15 protein-coding genes are annotated in these 16,644 nt (G+C 65.0%); all 15 read left to right on the top strand.

The window, feature by feature from the left end; translation table 11 throughout:
* The first annotated feature begins 6 nt into the window (after positions 1-6).
* The 15 genes from ACQR1L_RS17475 (at position 7) to ACQR1L_RS17405 (ending at position 16,633) form a co-directional block, all read left to right on the top strand.
* Positions 7-1,203 carry an NADH-quinone oxidoreductase subunit D gene (locus ACQR1L_RS17475; RefSeq protein ID WP_009026255.1) on the top strand — a complete coding sequence of 399 codons (1,197 nt, stop codon included), beginning with the start codon at positions 7-9 and terminating at the stop codon, positions 1,201-1,203.
* Positions 1,203-2,162: an FkbM family methyltransferase gene (locus ACQR1L_RS17470; protein ID WP_434859166.1), complete on the top strand. Its 960-nt coding sequence runs from the start codon at positions 1,203-1,205 to the stop codon at positions 2,160-2,162. Before ACQR1L_RS17475 ends, ACQR1L_RS17470 begins: the two co-directional genes overlap by 1 nt.
* Positions 2,163-2,176: 14 nt before the next feature.
* Complete coding sequence (nuoE, locus tag ACQR1L_RS17465) at positions 2,177-2,788, top strand: NADH-quinone oxidoreductase subunit NuoE (RefSeq protein WP_434859165.1); 612 nt, start codon at positions 2,177-2,179, stop codon at positions 2,786-2,788.
* On the top strand, positions 2,785-3,000 hold the full coding sequence (locus ACQR1L_RS17460) for a hypothetical protein (protein WP_434859164.1): 216 nt from the start codon (positions 2,785-2,787) through the stop codon (positions 2,998-3,000). Before nuoE ends, ACQR1L_RS17460 begins: the two co-directional genes overlap by 4 nt.
* A gap of 19 nt (positions 3,001-3,019) precedes the next feature.
* Entirely contained in the window at positions 3,020-4,345 is a 1,326-nt protein-coding gene (nuoF, locus tag ACQR1L_RS17455; protein ID WP_434859163.1) for an NADH-quinone oxidoreductase subunit NuoF, read from the top strand.
* Positions 4,346-4,441: 96 nt separating this feature from the next.
* Positions 4,442-6,511: an NADH-quinone oxidoreductase subunit NuoG gene (gene nuoG, locus ACQR1L_RS17450; protein ID WP_434859162.1), complete on the top strand. Its 2,070-nt coding sequence runs from the start codon at positions 4,442-4,444 to the stop codon at positions 6,509-6,511.
* Between the two features lie 10 nt (positions 6,512-6,521).
* The gene (nuoH, locus tag ACQR1L_RS17445) at positions 6,522-7,592 is read left to right on the top strand and encodes an NADH-quinone oxidoreductase subunit NuoH (RefSeq protein WP_434859161.1); all 1,071 of its coding nucleotides are present in this window, start codon (positions 6,522-6,524) and stop codon (positions 7,590-7,592) included.
* A 7-nt stretch (positions 7,593-7,599) separates the two neighbouring features.
* Positions 7,600-8,088 carry an NADH-quinone oxidoreductase subunit NuoI gene (nuoI, locus tag ACQR1L_RS17440; protein WP_006611003.1) on the top strand — a complete coding sequence of 163 codons (489 nt, stop codon included), beginning with the start codon at positions 7,600-7,602 and terminating at the stop codon, positions 8,086-8,088.
* 9 nt (positions 8,089-8,097) lie between these two features.
* A complete protein-coding gene (locus tag ACQR1L_RS17435; protein WP_315779400.1) occupies positions 8,098-8,736 on the top strand; it encodes an NADH-quinone oxidoreductase subunit J in 639 nt (212 codons plus the stop codon).
* Positions 8,733-9,041, top strand: a complete 309-nt coding sequence (gene nuoK, locus ACQR1L_RS17430) for an NADH-quinone oxidoreductase subunit NuoK (RefSeq protein ID WP_006611001.1) — start codon at positions 8,733-8,735, stop codon at positions 9,039-9,041. Before ACQR1L_RS17435 ends, nuoK begins: the two co-directional genes overlap by 4 nt.
* Positions 9,042-9,105: 64 nt before the next feature.
* The gene (gene nuoL / locus ACQR1L_RS17425; RefSeq protein WP_434859160.1) at positions 9,106-11,193 is read left to right on the top strand and encodes an NADH-quinone oxidoreductase subunit L; all 2,088 of its coding nucleotides are present in this window, start codon (positions 9,106-9,108) and stop codon (positions 11,191-11,193) included.
* A complete protein-coding gene (locus ACQR1L_RS17420; RefSeq protein ID WP_434859159.1) occupies positions 11,190-12,698 on the top strand; it encodes an NADH-quinone oxidoreductase subunit M in 1,509 nt (502 codons plus the stop codon). Before nuoL ends, ACQR1L_RS17420 begins: the two co-directional genes overlap by 4 nt.
* Positions 12,699-12,727: 29 nt before the next feature.
* On the top strand, positions 12,728-14,155 hold the full coding sequence (gene nuoN, locus ACQR1L_RS17415; protein WP_434859158.1) for an NADH-quinone oxidoreductase subunit NuoN: 1,428 nt from the start codon (positions 12,728-12,730) through the stop codon (positions 14,153-14,155).
* Positions 14,156-14,962 (top strand): biotin--[acetyl-CoA-carboxylase] ligase, encoded by an 807-nt coding sequence (locus tag ACQR1L_RS17410; RefSeq protein WP_434859157.1) that lies wholly within the window; start codon positions 14,156-14,158, stop codon positions 14,960-14,962.
* Positions 14,963-16,633 carry a ribonuclease J gene (locus ACQR1L_RS17405; protein ID WP_434859156.1) on the top strand — a complete coding sequence of 557 codons (1,671 nt, stop codon included), beginning with the start codon at positions 14,963-14,965 and terminating at the stop codon, positions 16,631-16,633.
* Positions 16,634-16,644: the final 11 nt, after the last annotated feature.

Here is a 16,644-nt window from a genome sequence, read left to right as displayed (position 1 = left end):
TTCAGCATGAACGAGCAAAGCCCGGCACTCCGCAACTTCACGATCAACTTTGGTCCGCAGCATCCGGCGGCCCACGGTGTTTTGCGTCTCGTCCTTGAGCTGGATGGCGAGGTCGTCGAGCGCGTCGATCCGCATATCGGCCTGCTCCACCGCGGCACCGAGAAGCTGATCGAGACCAAGACCTATCTGCAGGCGATGCCCTATTTCGATCGGCTCGACTACGTCGCGCCGATGAACCAGGAGCATGCGTTCTGCCTCGCAGCCGAGCGGCTGCTCGGCATCGAGGTGCCGCGCCGCGGCCAGCTGATCCGGGTGCTGTACTCCGAGATCGGCCGTCTGCTGTCGCATCTGCTCAACGTCACCACGCAGGCGATGGACGTCGGCGCGCTGACCCCGCCGCTGTGGGGCTTCGAGGAGCGCGAGAAGCTGATGGTGTTCTATGAGCGCGCCTCCGGCTCGCGCATGCACGCCAACTACTTCCGTATCGGTGGCGTCCACCAGGACCTGCCGACCAAGCTGATCGACGACATCGACGCGTTCTGCGATCCGTTCCTCAAGGTCGTCGACGACCTCGACCAGCTCTTGACCGGCAACCGCATCTTCAAGCAGCGCAACGTCGACATTGGCGTCGTCACCCTGAAGCAGGCCTGGGAGTGGGGCTTCTCCGGCGTGATGGTGCGCGGCTCCGGCGCCGCCTGGGACCTGCGCAAGTCGCAGCCTTACGACGTCTATGCCGAGATGGATTTCGACATTCCGATCGGCAAGAACGGCGACTGCTACGACCGCTATCTGATCCGCATGGAAGAGATGCGTCAGTCCGTGCGCATCATGAAGCAGTGCATTGCCAAGCTGCGCGCGCCGGACGGGCAGGGGCCCGTGCTGATCACCGACAACAAGATCGCGCCGCCGCGCCGTGGCGAAATGAAGCGCTCGATGGAAGCGCTGATCCATCACTTCAAGCTCTATACCGAGGGCGTGCACGTGCCGGCGGGCGAGATCTACGCCGCCGTCGAGGCGCCGAAAGGCGAGTTCGGCGTCTACCTCGTCGCCGACGGCACCAACAAGCCGTACAAGTGCAAGATCCGCGCGCCGGGCTTCGCCCATCTGCAGGCGATGGACTTCCTGTGCCGTGGCCATCTGCTCGCCGACGTCTCGGCCATCCTCGGCTCGCTCGACATCGTGTTCGGAGAGGTGGATCGCTGATGGGCCATGCGCCGATCCAGTTCGATCGTGCTTCCGGGGCGCTCGAAGGAGCGAACCTCTGGGAGCGCACGGCTGCCTTGGCGCTGTCCACCGGCTCGAAGATCTCCTCGCACTTCTCGCATCGCGGCTACAATCGCTGCGCCAATCTGCTGCGCCTCGCGCTGCCCGAGCGCAACCTCGCGGTGAAGCTCAACCCGGATGCGGTGTTCGAGTTTCCCTACGGCGACGGCTATTGGAGCAAGCTGCTCAACCGCGCCTATCACTATGAGGATGAGCTCGAGCTGCTCTTCCTGGGCACCGTCGATGTCGACTACACCTTCATCGATGGCGGCGCCAACTATGGCTACTGGTCGGTGCTGGTGTCGAGCGCGCCCTATGGATCGCACAAAGCGATCGCGATCGAGCCGTCGTCGGCGAACTTCGCCAAGCTCGCGAACAATGCTGATATCAATGGCGGGCGCTTCGAGGTGATGAAGTGCGCGATCGGCGAGCGCCGCGGCGTGGCGCATCTGAGCGGCACCAAGCACGAGGCCTTCAGCATCGCCGGCGAGGGTGCGGACGGTGAGCAGGTGCCGGTGATGGCGCTCGACGACCTTATCGACGACGGTAAGGTCGCGGCGTCCGGAAGATATCTGATCAAGCTCGACGTCGAGGGCGTCGAGATCGAGGCGATCAAGGGTGGGGCGCGGCTGCTCGCGACCGACAGCATGATCCTCTGCGAGGAGCACGGCCAGGACCGTAACCATACGGTGTCGCGCTACATCCTCGACCAGACGCCGATGCAGCTGATGGTCTATGACCCCGCGAGCGGTCGTTTCGAGACCGTGACCGAATTGTCGATCCTCGACCGTATCAAGGTGTCCTCGCACGTCGGCTACAACGTGTTCGGAACTGCAAGTGCCTTCTGGCAGAATCGCGTCGCAGCGCTCAATGCAAGTGCCGCGCGCCGCATGCAATGAAAGACTAGAGAGCCATGTCCGTCCGCCGTCTTGCCCCGAAGGACCTCCAGCCCGCGAGCTTTACGTTCACGGAGGAAAACCTCGCCTTCGCCAAGGCCCAGATCGCCAAATATCCGGAAGGCCGCCAGGCCTCGGCCGTGATCGCGATCCTGTGGCGCGCCCAGGAGCAGAATGCGGGCTGGGTCTCGGAGGCCGCGATCCGGGTCGTCGCCGACATGCTGGGCATGCCCTATATCCGCGTGCTCGAAATCGCGACCTTCTACACGATGTTCCAGCTGCAGCCGGTCGGCAAGAAGGCCCACGTCCAGGTCTGCGGAACCACGCCGTGCCGGCTCCGCGGCGCCGAGGAACTGATCGAGGTCTGCAAGCACCGCATCCATCACGACCCCTTCCACCTCTCCAAGGACGGCGATTTCAGCTGGGAAGAAGTCGAGTGTCTGGGCGCCTGTGTGAATGCGCCGATGGTGCAGGTCTGGAAGGATACCTATGAGGACCTGACGCCGGAGAGCTTCGGCAAGGTGCTCGACGGCTTCGCGACCGGCAATCTGCCAACGCCGGGTCCGCAGAACGGCCGCCAGTTCTCGGCGCCGGCGGGCGGACCGACCACGCTGAAGGAGAAGACATGAGCCGCAATCGCACCCGCGTTGCGGCCATGAGCCAAGAGGGCGCCGCGATGAAGAACTGGCGCTACGTGGCGCTGCATACGCTTGCAGCCGCCGCTTTCATTTTCGTACTGCAGCGGTTCGCGCTCAACGCGACGCTGGAGTCCAGTCTGCTGTGGGCCTTGGTATTCGGCGGCTGCGCCGCCTTCATCGCCACCATGCAGTCGAACCGCTGATGTCAGAGGAAGCCGTCTGATGCTCGACGACAAGGACCGCATCTTCACCAACCTGTACGGCCTGCATGATTGGGGCCTCGAAGGCGCACGCCGTCGTGGCAGCTGGGACGGCACCAAGGGGCTGATCGACAAGGGCCGCGACTGGATCATCAACGAGATGAAGGCGTCCGGCCTGCGCGGCCGCGGCGGCGCCGGCTTCCCGACCGGCCTGAAATGGTCGTTCATGCCGAAGGAATCGACCGACGGCCGGCCGAGCTATCTCGTCGTGAATGCCGACGAGTCCGAGCCCGGCACCTGCAAGGATCGCGAGATCATGCGGCACGATCCGCATCATCTCGTCGAGGGCTGTCTGCTCGCCAGCTTCGCGATGAACGCGCATGCCTGCTACATCTATGTGCGGGGCGAGTTCATCCGCGAGCGCGAGCGGCTGCAGGCGGCGATCGACCAGGCCTATGAGGCGAAGCTGGTCGGCAAGGACAACATCCACGGCTGGCCGTTCGACATCTATGTCGCGCACGGCGCCGGCGCCTATATCTGCGGCGAAGAGACCGCGCTGCTCGAGAGCCTCGAGGGCAAGAAGGGACAGCCGCGGCTGAAGCCGCCATTCCCCGCCAATGTCGGCCTCTATGGCTGCCCGACCACCGTCAACAACGTCGAGTCGATCGCGGTCGCGCCGACCATCCTGCGCCGCGGCGCGTCGTGGTTCGCCGGCATCGGCCGTCCAAACAATGTCGGCACCAAGCTGTTCTGCATCTCCGGTCACGTCGAGCGGCCCTGCAACGTCGAAGAGGCGATGGGCATCCCGTTCCGCGAGCTGATCGAGAAGCATTGCGGCGGCATCCGCGGCGGCTGGGACAATCTGAAGGCGGTCATTCCCGGCGGCTCGTCGGTGCGCATGGTGCCGGCCGAGCAGATCATCGACACGCCGATGGATTTCGACAGCCTGTCGAAGCTGCGCTCGGGGCTCGGCACCGCGGCCGTGATCGTGATGGACAAGTCGACCGACCTGATCCGGGCGATCGCGCGCATCTCATATTTCTACAAGCACGAGAGCTGCGGCCAGTGCACGCCGTGCCGCGAAGGCACCGGCTGGATGTGGCGCGTGCTGACCCGCATGGCCGAGGGCCGCGCCCACAAGCGCGAGATCGACATGCTGCTGGAGGTCACCAAGCAGATCGAGGGACACACGATCTGCGCGCTGGGTGACGCTGCGGCCTGGCCGATCCAGGGCCTGATCACGCATTTCCGTCACGAGATCGAAGCGCGCATCGACCAGTATTCGCACAAGGCCGATGTCGACGACGTCGGCGTGCGCGATCCCGCGCACATGGTGGCGGCGGAGTAGGTATGGCAGTCCGGTCCGCCAGCGAGGTTTTCCCCCGCGCTTGCGCCCTCACGGCGCGCGGCGCGGTGGTCCGTGGTTTGAGAGAGATGTGAGGCAATGACCAAGATCATCATCGATGGCAAAGAGATCGATGTGCCGCCGGAGTACACGCTGCTGCAGGCGTGCGAGGCGGCGGGCGCCGAGATTCCGCGCTTCTGCTATCACGAGCGGCTGTCGATCGCCGGTAACTGCCGGATGTGCCTCGTCGAAGTGAAGGGCGGACCGAAGCCGGTCGCGAGCTGCGCCTGGGGCGTGCGCGATTGCCGGCCGGGCCCGAAGGGCGAGCCGCCGGAGATCTCGACGCGGTCGCCGATGGTCAAGAAGGCACGCGAAGGCGTGATGGAATTCCTTCTGATCAACCATCCGCTGGACTGCCCGATCTGCGACCAGGGCGGCGAGTGCGACCTGCAGGACCAGGCGATGGGCTATGGTGTCGACACCAGCCGCTACGCCGAGAACAAGCGCGCCGTCGAGGACAAATATCTCGGCGCGCTGGTCAAGACCTCGATGACCCGCTGCATCCAGTGCACGCGCTGCGTCCGCTTCTCCGCTGAAGTCTGCGGCGTGCCGGAAATGGGCGCGACCGGCCGCGGCGAGGACATGGAGATCACGACCTATCTCGAGCAGGCGCTGAGCTCGGAGCTGCAGGGCAATCTGGTCGACATCTGCCCGGTCGGCGCGCTGACCTCCAAGCCGTATGCCTTCGCGGCGCGTCCGTGGGAGCTCGGCAAGACGCAGTCGATCGACGTCATGGATGGCGTGGGCTCGGCGATCCGCGTCGACACCCGCGGTCGCGAGGTGATGCGCATCCTGCCGCGTATCAATGACTCCGTGAACGAAGAGTGGATCTCCGACAAGACCCGTCACGTCGTCGACGGCCTGCGGACGCAGCGGCTGGATCGTCCTTACGTCCGAGAGGATGGCAAACTGCGCCCGGCCACATGGCCGGAGGCGTTCAAGGCGATCGCCGCAAAACTGTCGCGCATCGACGGCAAGCGGATCGGCGCCATCGCCGGCGATCTCGCGGCCGTCGAGGAGATGTATGCGCTGAAGGATCTGCTCGCGAAGCTCGGCTCGACCAACGTGGCGGTGCAGGGCGGTGACAGCTTCGACGCCAAGCTTGGCCGTTCGTCCTATTTGTTCAATCCGACCATCGCCGGCATCGAGCAGGCCGACGCGATCCTGATCATCGGCGCCAATCCGCGCAGGGAAGCGGCCGTGCTCAACGCCCGCATTCGCAAGCGCTGGCGCTCGGGCCAGCTCAAGGTCGGTCTGGTCGGCCCCAAGGCCGATCTGACCTATTCTTATGAGCACATCGGCGCCGGCACGGACTCGCTGAGCGATGTCGCCGCCGGCAAGCACTCCTTCGCGACTACGTTCCGCAACGCCAAGAACCCGATCGTGCTGGTCGGCGCCGGCGCGGCCGCGCGTCACGACGGCGGCGCGATCCTGGCGCTCGCCGCCAAGATCGCGATGGACGTCAACGCGGTGCGTGACGATTGGAACGGCTTTGCCGTGCTGCACGACACCGCGTCGCGCGTCGGCGCGCTGGACATCGGCTTCAACGGCACGGGCCTGACCGGCGCCCAGATGACCACCTTCGGCACCATGGACGTGTTGTTCCTGCTCGGTGCCGACGAGGTCGAGGTGCCCGAGGGCGTGTTCACCGTCTACATCGGCACCCATGGCGACCGCGGCGCGCATCGCGCCGACGTCATCCTGCCGGGTGCCGCCTACACCGAAAAGTCCGGCCTCTACGTCAACACCGAGGGCCGGGTGCAGATCGCGGCGCGGGCGTCGTTCCCGCCGGGCGAGGCCCGCGAGGACTGGGCGATCATCCGCGCGCTGTCAGACGTGCTCGGACGCAAGCTCGGCTATGACTCGCTGGCGGCGCTGCGCGCCGAGATCATCAAGGCGGTGCCGCATCTCGGCCGCATCGACCAGATCGAGGCCGGCAAGATCGCCGACATCAAGACCCTGGCGGGCAAGGGCGGCAGCCTCGAAAAGGCGCCGTTCAAGCCTGTCATCGACGACTTCTATCTCACCAATCCGATCGCGCGTGCCTCGGCGGTCATGGCGGAATGCTCCCGCCTGGCTTCCGGGCAGATGCTGACGGCAGCGGAGTGAGCGTGACCTGATGGCTGATTTCTTCGCAAGCTCGTTCTGGACTGGCTTCCTCTGGCCGCTGATCATCATGATCGCGCAGAGCGTGCTGCTCCTCGTCGTCCTCCTGGTCGCCATCGCTTACATCCTGCTCGCCGACCGCAAGATCTGGGCGGCGGTGCAGATCCGCAGGGGCCCGAACGTGGTCGGGCCGTTCGGCCTGTTCCAGTCGTTCGCCGACCTGCTGAAGTTCGTGCTCAAGGAGCCGATCATTCCGGCCGGCGCCAACAAGGGCGTGTTCCTGCTGGCGCCGCTGGTGTCCTGCGTGCTCGCGCTGGCGGCCTGGGCGGTCATCCCGACCAATCTCGGCTGGGCGATCGCCGACATCAATGTCGGCATCCTCTTCATCTTCGCGATCTCGTCGCTGTCGATCTACGGCATCATCATGGCCGGCTGGTCGTCGAACTCGAAATATCCGTTCCTGGCGGCGCTGCGCTCGGCGGCGCAGATGGTGTCCTACGAGGTCTCGATCGGCTTCGTCATCATCACCGTTCTGCTCTGCGCCGGCACCTTGAACCTGTCGGCCGTGGTCGAGGCGCAGCATGCGCGCGGCCTCGCCAGCCTGATCGGCCTGCCGCAGCTGACGATCCTGAACTGGTACGTCTGGCCGCTGTTCCCGATGTTCGTGGTGTTCTACGTCTCGGCGCTGGCCGAGACCAACCGCCCGCCCTTCGACCTGGTCGAAGCGGAATCGGAGCTCGTCGCCGGCTTCATGGTCGAGTACGGCTCGACGCCGTATCTCCTGTTCATGCTCGGCGAGTACGTCGCGATCACCACGATGTGCGCGCTGGCGACCATCCTGTTCCTCGGCGGCTGGCTGCCGCCGATCGACCTGCCGCCGTTCAACTGGGTGCCGGGCGTCATCTGGTTCTCGCTGAAACTGTTCTTCATGTTCTTCCTGATCGCGATGGCGAAAGCGATCGTGCCGCGCTACCGCTACGACCAGTTGATGCGACTCGGTTGGAAGGTGTTCCTGCCGCTGTCGCTGGTCATGGTGGTGATCGTCGCAGGCGTGCTGCACTTCGCCGGCATCGCGCCGAAATGAGGCTGTCATGAACATCTCCGCCACTGCACGGTCGCTGCTGCTGCAGGAGTTCGTCTCCGCGTTCTTCCTCGCGATGCGCTACTTCTTCCAGCCCAAGCCGACCCTGAACTATCCGTTCGAGAAGGGCCCGATCTCGCCGCGCTTCCGCGGCGAGCACGCGTTGCGCCGCTATCCCAACGGCGAAGAGCGCTGCATCGCCTGCAAGTTGTGTGAGGCCGTCTGCCCGGCGCAGGCGATCACCATCGAGGCCGGTCCGCGCCGCAACGACGGCACCCGCCGCACGGTGCGCTACGACATCGACATGGTGAAGTGCATCTATTGCGGCCTGTGCCAGGAAGCCTGTCCGGTGGATGCGATCGTCGAGGGCCCGAACTTCGAGTTCGCGACCGAGACCCGCGAGGAGCTGTACTATGACAAGGCCAAGCTGCTCGCGAACGGCGACCGCTGGGAGCGCGAAATCTCCAAAGCCATCGCGCTCGACGCGCCGTACCGCTGAGGCCGTTCGATGATCCTTCCTGCGCTCTTCTTCTACCTGTTCGCGGCGGTCTGCGTGGCCTCGGCCGTGATGGTGATCGTCTCGAAGAACCCCGTTCACTCGGTGCTCTACCTGATCCTCGCCTTCGTCAACGCCTCCGGCCTGTTCGTGCTGATGGGCGCCGAGTTCCTGGCGATGATCCTGGTCGTCGTCTATGTCGGCGCCGTCGCAGTGCTGTTCCTGTTCGTGATCATGATGCTCGACGTCGACTTCACCGAGCTGCGCGAGGGCTTCCTGCAGTACATGCCGATCGGTCTCGTGATCGGCGGCATCTTCCTGTTCGAGCTGCTGCTGACCGTGTCCTACTGGGTCATCAACCCGTCGACGCCGAAGGCGATCACGGCGGCGATTCCGACCAACGTCACCAACACCGAGGCGCTCGGCCTCGTGCTCTATACGAAGTACGTCCATTACTTCCAGCTGTCGGGCATGATCCTGCTGGTGGCGATGATCGGCGCGATCGTGCTGACCTTGCGACACAAGGCCAGCGTCAAGCGCCAGGACATCAACGTCCAGAACGCCCGCACGCCGGAGATGGCGATGGCCGTTCGCAAGGTCGCGGTCGGGCAGGGGCTGCAGGATACGGATGCGGCGGAGTGGGTGAAATGACCATCGGACTGGGACATTACCTCGCGGTCGCCGCGATGCTGTTCACGCTCGGCATCCTCGGCATCTTCCTGAACCGCAAGAACATCATCGTCATCCTGATGTCGGTCGAGCTCATCCTGCTCGCCGTCAACATCAACCTGGTGGCGTTCTCGACCTTCCTCGGCGACATCGTCGGCCAGGTGTTCGCGCTCTTGGTGCTGACGGTCGCCGCCGCCGAGGCCGCGATCGGTCTGGCCGTGCTGGTGGTCTATTTCCGCAACCGCGGCTCGATCGCGGTCGAAGACGTCAATCTGATGAAGGGCTAAGGCGCATGACTCGCAGATGTGGGGGCCGGCTCGCCGGCAAGGTCATGCGTAAGGGAACGGGCGAATGATCCAGGCCATTGTCTTTCTGCCGCTGCTGGGCGCGATCCTGGCCGGCCTGATCGCGCTGCTCGGCGCCCATGGGCGCCATCCGAGCGGCGACGAGGTCGAGCATCACGACGACGGTCATGCGCATGGCGCGGCCGACGCGCATGCTCATGCGCATGACGACCACGCTCACGACGATCACGGCCACGACGATCATCATGTCGCCGAGCCGCCGGCCTCGGGCACCTGGGCCGCGCAGGCGATCACCACCGCGCTGCTGTTCGTCTCCGCCGCGTTGTCCTGGGCGACCTTGGTCAGCGTCGGCTTCATGCACCACGAAGCCGGCGTGAAGGAGCTGCTGCCCTGGATCAATTCCGGCGAGCTGCAGGTGTCCTGGTCGCTGCGCGTCGACACGCTGACGGCCGTGATGCTGGTGGTGGTGACGAGCGTGTCCTCGCTCGTGCATCTCTATTCGATCGGCTACATGGACGAGGATCCGAACCGTCCGCGCTTCTTCGCCTATCTCTCGCTGTTCACCTTCGCGATGCTGATGCTGGTGACCGCCAACAACCTCGTGCAGCTGTTCTTCGGTTGGGAGGGCGTGGGTCTCGCCAGCTATCTTCTGATCGGCTTCTGGTTCCAGAAGCCCTCGGCCAATGCCGCCGCGATCAAGGCCTTCGTCGTCAACCGCGTCGGCGACTTCGGCTTCGCGCTCGGCATCTTCGCGATCTTCCTGCTGACGAAGTCGACCGACTTCGAGACCATCTTCGCCGCTGCGCCGAGCATCGCCGGCAAGACGACGATCAACTTCCTCGGCTGGCATGCGGATGCGCTGACGCTCACCTGTCTGCTGCTGTTCATGGGCGCGATGGGCAAGTCGGCGCAGTTCCTGCTGCACACCTGGCTGCCGGACGCGATGGAAGGTCCGACCCCGGTGTCGGCGCTGATCCACGCCGCGACCATGGTCACCGCCGGCGTCTTCATGGTGGCGCGCCTGTCGCCGCTGTTCGAGCTCGCGCCGAACGCGCAGGCTGTCGTGATGTTCTTCGGCGCCACCACCGCGTTCTTCGCGGCGACCGTCGGCCTCGTACAGAACGACATCAAGCGCATCGTCGCCTACTCGACCTGCTCGCAGCTCGGCTACATGTTCGTGGCGATGGGAGCAGGGGCCTATTCGGTCGGTATGTTCCATCTGTTCACGCACGCCTTCTTCAAGGCGCTGCTGTTCCTAGGTGCCGGCTCCGTGATCTATGCGATGCACCACGAGCAGGACATCCGCAACATGGGTGGGCTGTGGAAGAAGATCCCGTACACCTTCGCGGTGATGACGGTCGGCACCCTGGCGCTGACCGGCTTCCCGGGCTTCGCGGGCTTCTTCTCCAAGGACGCGATCATCGAGGCCGCCTATGCCGCGCACAATCCGTTCGCGACCTACGCGTACTTCCTGACCATCGCGGCCGCCGGCCTGACGTCGTTCTATTCCTGGCGCCTGGTGTTCAAGACCTTCTTCGGCACCCCGCACGACCAGCATCACTACGACGCGGCCCACGAGAGCCCGATCTGGATGCTGATCCCGATCGGCGTGCTCGCCGCCGGCTCGATCCTCGCGGGTTTCCCGTTCAAGGCCTTGTTCGTCGACCCCCACGGTGTCGAGCACTTCTTCGGCGAGTCGCTGAAGATGAACCCGCACATCCTGGAAGACATGGAGCACATGCCGGCTCTGCTCGCCGAGCTCCCCTTCGTCATGATGGTGCTGGGATTCGTCGTCTCCTATTTCTTCTACGTCAAACGTCCGGACATCCCGGAGGAGCTCGCCGCGCAGCAGCCGCTGCTCTACAAGTTCCTGCTCAACAAGTGGTACTTCGACGAGCTCTATGACTTCATCTTCGTCCGTCCGGCCAAGTGGCTCGGCCGCTTCCTCTGGAAGAAGGGCGACGGTTTCGTCATCGACGGGTTCGGTCCGGATGGCGTCTCGGCGCGGGTGCTCGACGTCACGCGCAACGTCGTCAAGATCCAGACCGGTTATCTCTATCACTATGCCTTTGCCATGCTGATCGGCGTCGCCGGCCTGATCACCTGGTTCATGTTCATGGGGGGCCAGCAATGACCACCTGGCCAATTCTCTCTGTCGTCACCTTCCTGCCGCTCGTCGGCGCGCTGCTGATCTATCTGGTCCGCGGCGACGACGAGGCGGCCCAGCGCAATGCGCGCTGGATCGCGCTATGGACCACGCTGATCACCTTCGCGGTGTCGGTGATCCTGGTGCTGCGCTTCGACCCCGGCCAGACCGACTTCCAGTTCGTCGAGAAGAAGAACTGGCTGGCGGCCGGGATCAGCTATCACATGGGCGTCGACGGCATCTCGCTGCCGTTCGTGATCCTGACCACCGCCTTGATGCCGTTCTGCATCGTGGCGAGCTGGAAGTCGGTCAAGACCCGCCTGCGCGAATACATGATGGCGTTCCTGATCCTGGAAACGCTGATGGTCGGCACCTTCTCGGCGCTCGACCTCGTGCTGTTCTACCTGTTCTTCGAGGGCGGCCTGATCCCGATGTTCCTGATCATCGGGGTCTGGGGCGGTCCGCGCCGGGTCTACGCGTCGTTCAAGTTCTTCCTCTACACCTTGCTCGGCTCGGTGCTGATGCTGCTCGCCATCATGGCGCTGTACTGGAACGCCGGCACGACCGACATCCCGACCCTGATGCACACCGCGGTGCCGCGGAACTTGCAGACCTGGGCCTGGCTCGCCTTCTTCGCCTCCTTCGCGGTGAAGATGCCGATGTGGCCGGTGCACACCTGGCTGCCGGATGCGCACGTCGAGGCGCCGACGGCGGGCTCGGTGATCCTGGCCGCGATCCTCCTGAAGATGGGCGGCTACGGCTTCCTGCGCTTCTCGCTGCCGATGTTCCCGCTGGCGTCGCACGACTTCGCGCCGCTGGTCTGGACGCTCTCGGCCATCGCGATCATCTACACCTCGCTGGTCGCGCTGATGCAGGAGGACATCAAGAAGCTCATCGCCTACTCGTCGGTGGCGCATATGGGCTTCGTCACGATGGGCATCTTCGCCGGCACCATGCAGGGCGTCGCCGGCGGCGTGTTCCAGATGATCTCCCACGGCATCGTCTCTGGCGCGCTGTTTCTCTGCGTCGGCGTCGTCTACGACCGCATGCACACCCGCGAGATCGCGGCCTATGGCGGCCTCGTCAACCGCATGCCGATCTACGCGCTGGTGTTCATGGTGTTCACCATGGCCAATGTCGGTCTGCCCGGCACTTCCGGCTTCGTCGGCGAGTTCATGACCCTGCTCGGCACCTTCAAGGTGTCGATCCCGACCGCGTTCTTCGCCACCTTCGGCGTCATCCTGTCGGCTGGCTACGCGCTGTGGCTGTACCGCAAGGTGGTGTTCGGCGCGCTGACCAAGCCGTCGCTCGCGAGCATCAAGGACCTCACGCTGCGTGAAGGCGTGATCCTGTTTCCGCTGGTGGCGCTGACCATCCTGTTCGGCGTCTATCCGAAGCCGATCCTGGACATGTCCGCGGCCTCGGTGCAGCAGCTCGTCACCAACTATAATACCGCCGTGACGGCCGTGAAGGCCGCCGCGCTGCTCCAATGATGAGACCTTAAGGGGTCGGGACAGATACGATGATCGAGAATCTTGGGCCTCAGCTTTGGGTGGTGCTGCCGGAGCTGCTGCTGGCCTTGGGGGCCATGGCGCTGTTGATGCTGGGTGCGTTTCGCGGGCAGGGGACGACGGGGGTCGTCACCGGCCTCGCGGTCGTGCTGCTGATCGTGGTCGGCATCCTCGTGCTGAGGCAGCCGGCCGGACAGGCGTTCGGCGGCAGCTTCATTGCTGACAGCTACGCGCGCTTCCTGAAGATCCTGGCGATCATCGGCTCGATCGCGACGTTGATCATGTCGGCCGAGTTTCTGTCCAAGCCCGACCGCCGCATCTTCGAATACGCGATCCTGGTGCTGCTCTCGACCTTGGGCATGCTGGTGCTGATCTCGGCCGGCGACCTGATCACGCTCTACCTCGGCCTCGAGCTGATGTCGCTCGCGCTCTACGTCGTCGCCGCCAGCCACCGCGACAACGTCAAGTCGACCGAAGCGGGCCTGAAGTACTTCGTGCTGGGCGCGCTGTCGTCGGGCATGCTGCTCTATGGCGCCTCGCTGATCTACGGCTTCACCGGCACGGTGAGCTTTGCCGGGATTGCTGCGGCGACCAAGACCGGCGGCGTCGGCATCATCTTCGGCCTCGTCTTCCTGTTCGCCGGCATGTGCTTCAAGGTTTCCGCGGTGCCGTTCCACATGTGGACGCCGGATGTCTATGAAGGCGCGCCGACTCCGGTGACCGCGTTCTTCGCCTCCGCCCCGAAGGTGGCTGCGCTCGCTGTGTTCGCCCGCGTTGCGCTGACGGCATTCCCTGGCATCACCTTCCAGTGGCAGCAGATCATCGTGTTCGTCTCGATCGCCTCGATGGCGCTCGGCTCGTTCGCCGCGATCGGCCAGACCAACATCAAGCGCCTGATGGCCTATTCGTCGATCGGCCACATGGGCTTTGCGCTGGTCGGCCTCGCCGCCGGCACGGTGGAGGGCGCGCAGGGCGTGCTGACCTACATCGCGATCTACGTCGCGATGACGCTCGGCTCCTTCGCCGTGATCATGGCGATCAAGCGCAACGGCCAGTCGTTCGAGAAGATCAGCGACTTCGCGGGTCTCTCGCGCACCAATCCGCTGCTCGCCTTCATGTTCGCGATGCTGCTGTTCTCGCTGGCCGGCGTGCCGCCGCTCGCGGGCTTCTTCGCCAAATGGTACGTGTTCGTCGCCGCGATCAAGGGCGGCCTGTTCACGCTGTCGGTGATCGGCGTGCTGACCAGCGTCGTCGGCGCCTATTATTACCTGCTGATCGTCAAGACCATGTACTTCGACGAACCGTTGCCGACCGTCGATCCGGTCCGGATCGAACTGCGCACCGTGCTCGCGATCTCCGGCATCTTCAACATCCTGTTCTTCGCCTATCCCGGCCCGCTGGTCAGCGCCGCCGCGGCCGCGGCGAAGTCGCTGTTCTAGATGATTTTTGCTCTCGGGGCCCGTGCCGCTGCCAGCGGCTACGGGCTCGTCGTCTTCGATCAGGCCGGCTCGACCAATATTGAGGCCCTTTCCGCCGCGCGGCAGGGCGCCAAGGCGAGCTGGTTCGTCACCACAGAGCAGACGGCCGGCCGCGGCCGACGCCAGCGTCCCTGGATCGCCCCGCGCGGCAATCTGGCATCCTCGGTTCTTGAAGTCCTGAATGTTGCGCCAGCGGTTGCCGCGACCCTCGGCTTTGCCGCCTGCCTCGCGATCTCGAGCGCCCTCCGGCAGGTCAGCCGGGAGGCCGTGCTGCGATCGGGTGGCCGTTCGAACCTCGATTTCTCCGTGAAATGGCCCAACGATGTGCTCGCCGGTGGCCGCAAGATCGTCGGCATGCTGCTCGAAGCCGAGCAGGTCGCGGGCGGCCTCGCGGTCGTGGCCGGCATTGGCACCAATGTGGTGGCCGCGCCGACCGATACCCCGACACCGGCGGTGTCGCTGCGCGATCTCGGCGTCGAGGTGAGTGCCGAGGACCTGTTCACGGCGCTGTCCGACAATTGGGTCGAATATTTCGGCATCTGGAACGCGGGCCGCGGCTTCGGCGACATCCGAAAGCTGTGGCTGGAGCGCGCGGCCGGCCTCGGGCAGCCCGTCGCCATCAGGTCCGGACATGCTATCATCGAGGGGATTTTCGACACGATCGACGAACAGGGTTGTATGCTGGTGCGGACCGCGGAGGGACGATTGGAGCCGATCACGGCCGGTGATGTTCATTTCGGCTCGGTCGCATCCAAAGGAGCGGTCTAGATGGCGCGTCCCGACGAACTGACATTTGCGCCGCTCGGCGGCGTGGGCGAGATCGGCATGAACCTGTCGATCTACGGCCTCGGCAATCGCCACCAGCGCTCCTGGCTCGCGATCGATCTCGGCGTGTCCTTCGGCGACGAGGAGCATCTGCCGGGCATCGACCTGATCATGCCCGACGTGAGCTTTCTCGAGAAAGAAGGCAAGAACCTCGTCGGCCTGGTGCTGACGCATGCGCATGAGGACCATTTCGGCGCCATCATCGATCTCTGGCCACGGCTGAAATGCCCGATCTACGCGACCAAGTTCAGCGCGGCGCTGTTCGAGGCCAAGTGCGAGGCCGAGCGGCTGCCCGCGAAAATCCCGGTCAGGGTGATCCCGTCCGGCGGCCGCGTCGACATCGGCCCGTTCAACGTCGAGTTCATCCCGGTCGCGCATTCGATTCCGGAGTCGCATGCGCTCGCCATCCACACCGAGGTCGGCACAGTCCTGCACACCGGCGACTGGAAGATCGATCCGACGCCGGTGCTGGGCGCACCGACCGACGAGAAGCGCCTGCGCGAGCTTGGCGATGCCGGGCTGCTCGCGCTCATCGGCGATTCCACCAATGCCGTGCGCGAGGGGCGCTCGCCATCCGAGGCCGAGGTCGCCAAGACCATCGCGGCTCTCGTCAAGGAAGCGAAGGGCCGCGTCGCGGTCACCACCTTCGCCTCGAACGTCGCACGCATTCGTGCCGTCGCTGAAGCCGCGCGAGAAGCCGAGCGCGAGGTCGTCATCGTCGGCCGCGCCATGGAGCGCGTCGTGCAGGTCGCGCGCGAGACCGGCTATCTCGACGGCGTGCAGAATTTCCGCGGCATGGATTTGTACGGCCACTTTCCGCCGGACAAGGTGCTGGCGCTGTGCACCGGCAGTCAGGGCGAGCCGCGCGCGGCGCTGGCGCGCATCGCCAATGACGACCATCCGCTGGTTACCCTGAACAAGGGCGACACCGTCATCTTCTCCTCGCGCACCATTCCCGGCAATGAGAAGGCGGTCGGCGCCGTCATCAACGGCCTGGTGCAGCAGGGCATTGAGATCATTACCGACCGCAACCATCTGGTGCACGTCTCCGGCCATCCGCGCCGCGACGAGCTGCGCGACATGATCGCCTGGACGCGGCCGCAGCTCCTGATCCCCGTCCATGGCGAGGCGCTGCACCTGAACGAGCATGCCAAGCTGGCGCGTGCCTGCGGCGTGCCGAAGGTGATCACCTGCCGCAACGGCGATCTGGTCAAGCTCGGCCCCGGCGATCCCGGCATCATCGACCAGTTGCCGTCGGGGCGGCTGTACAAAGACGGCACCATCCTCGAGGATTCGAAGTCGCGCGCGGTCGTCGAGCGTCGCAAGATGAGCTTCGCGGGCTGCATCTTCGTGGCCATGGCGGTCACCGAGAAGGGCGAGCTGGCCGACGATCCCGAAGTGGACATGGTGGGCATCCCCGAGAAGACGACGGCGGGCGAGGAGATGGACGACATCGTGTTCGATGCCGTGGTCTCGACCTTTGAAGGCCTGCCGCGGGCGCGCCGGCGTGACCCGGACGCTGCGGCCGAGTCGGTGCGCCGCGCCGTGCGTTCTGCGGTCAACGAGCAGTGGGGCAAGAAACCGATCTGCCTCGTCCACGTATTGGAAGTCTGAGCAAAGCAAGG

The organism is Bradyrhizobium sp. HKCCYLR20261, from assembly GCF_051168435.1.
Taxonomy (GTDB): domain Bacteria; phylum Pseudomonadota; class Alphaproteobacteria; order Rhizobiales; family Xanthobacteraceae; genus Bradyrhizobium.
The sequence above is the reverse complement of the archived record's forward strand: the minus strand, read 5'-3'. Positions and strand labels throughout refer to the sequence as shown.

Coding starts and splice junctions, on each gene's coding strand:
- ACQR1L_RS17475 (WP_009026255.1), top strand. CDS start 7: ATGAACGAGCAAAGCCCGGCACTCCGCAACTTCACGATCAACTTTGGT.
- ACQR1L_RS17470 (WP_434859166.1), top strand. CDS start 1,203: ATGGGCCATGCGCCGATCCAGTTCGATCGTGCTTCCGGGGCGCTCGAA.
- nuoE (WP_434859165.1), top strand. CDS start 2,177: ATGTCCGTCCGCCGTCTTGCCCCGAAGGACCTCCAGCCCGCGAGCTTT.
- ACQR1L_RS17460 (WP_434859164.1), top strand. CDS start 2,785: ATGAGCCGCAATCGCACCCGCGTTGCGGCCATGAGCCAAGAGGGCGCC.
- nuoF (WP_434859163.1), top strand. CDS start 3,020: ATGCTCGACGACAAGGACCGCATCTTCACCAACCTGTACGGCCTGCAT.
- nuoG (WP_434859162.1), top strand. CDS start 4,442: ATGACCAAGATCATCATCGATGGCAAAGAGATCGATGTGCCGCCGGAG.
- nuoH (WP_434859161.1), top strand. CDS start 6,522: ATGGCTGATTTCTTCGCAAGCTCGTTCTGGACTGGCTTCCTCTGGCCG.
- nuoI (WP_006611003.1), top strand. CDS start 7,600: ATGAACATCTCCGCCACTGCACGGTCGCTGCTGCTGCAGGAGTTCGTC.
- ACQR1L_RS17435 (WP_315779400.1), top strand. CDS start 8,098: ATGATCCTTCCTGCGCTCTTCTTCTACCTGTTCGCGGCGGTCTGCGTG.
- nuoK (WP_006611001.1), top strand. CDS start 8,733: ATGACCATCGGACTGGGACATTACCTCGCGGTCGCCGCGATGCTGTTC.
- nuoL (WP_434859160.1), top strand. CDS start 9,106: ATGATCCAGGCCATTGTCTTTCTGCCGCTGCTGGGCGCGATCCTGGCC.
- ACQR1L_RS17420 (WP_434859159.1), top strand. CDS start 11,190: ATGACCACCTGGCCAATTCTCTCTGTCGTCACCTTCCTGCCGCTCGTC.
- nuoN (WP_434859158.1), top strand. CDS start 12,728: ATGATCGAGAATCTTGGGCCTCAGCTTTGGGTGGTGCTGCCGGAGCTG.
- ACQR1L_RS17410 (WP_434859157.1), top strand. CDS start 14,156: ATGATTTTTGCTCTCGGGGCCCGTGCCGCTGCCAGCGGCTACGGGCTC.
- ACQR1L_RS17405 (WP_434859156.1), top strand. CDS start 14,963: ATGGCGCGTCCCGACGAACTGACATTTGCGCCGCTCGGCGGCGTGGGC.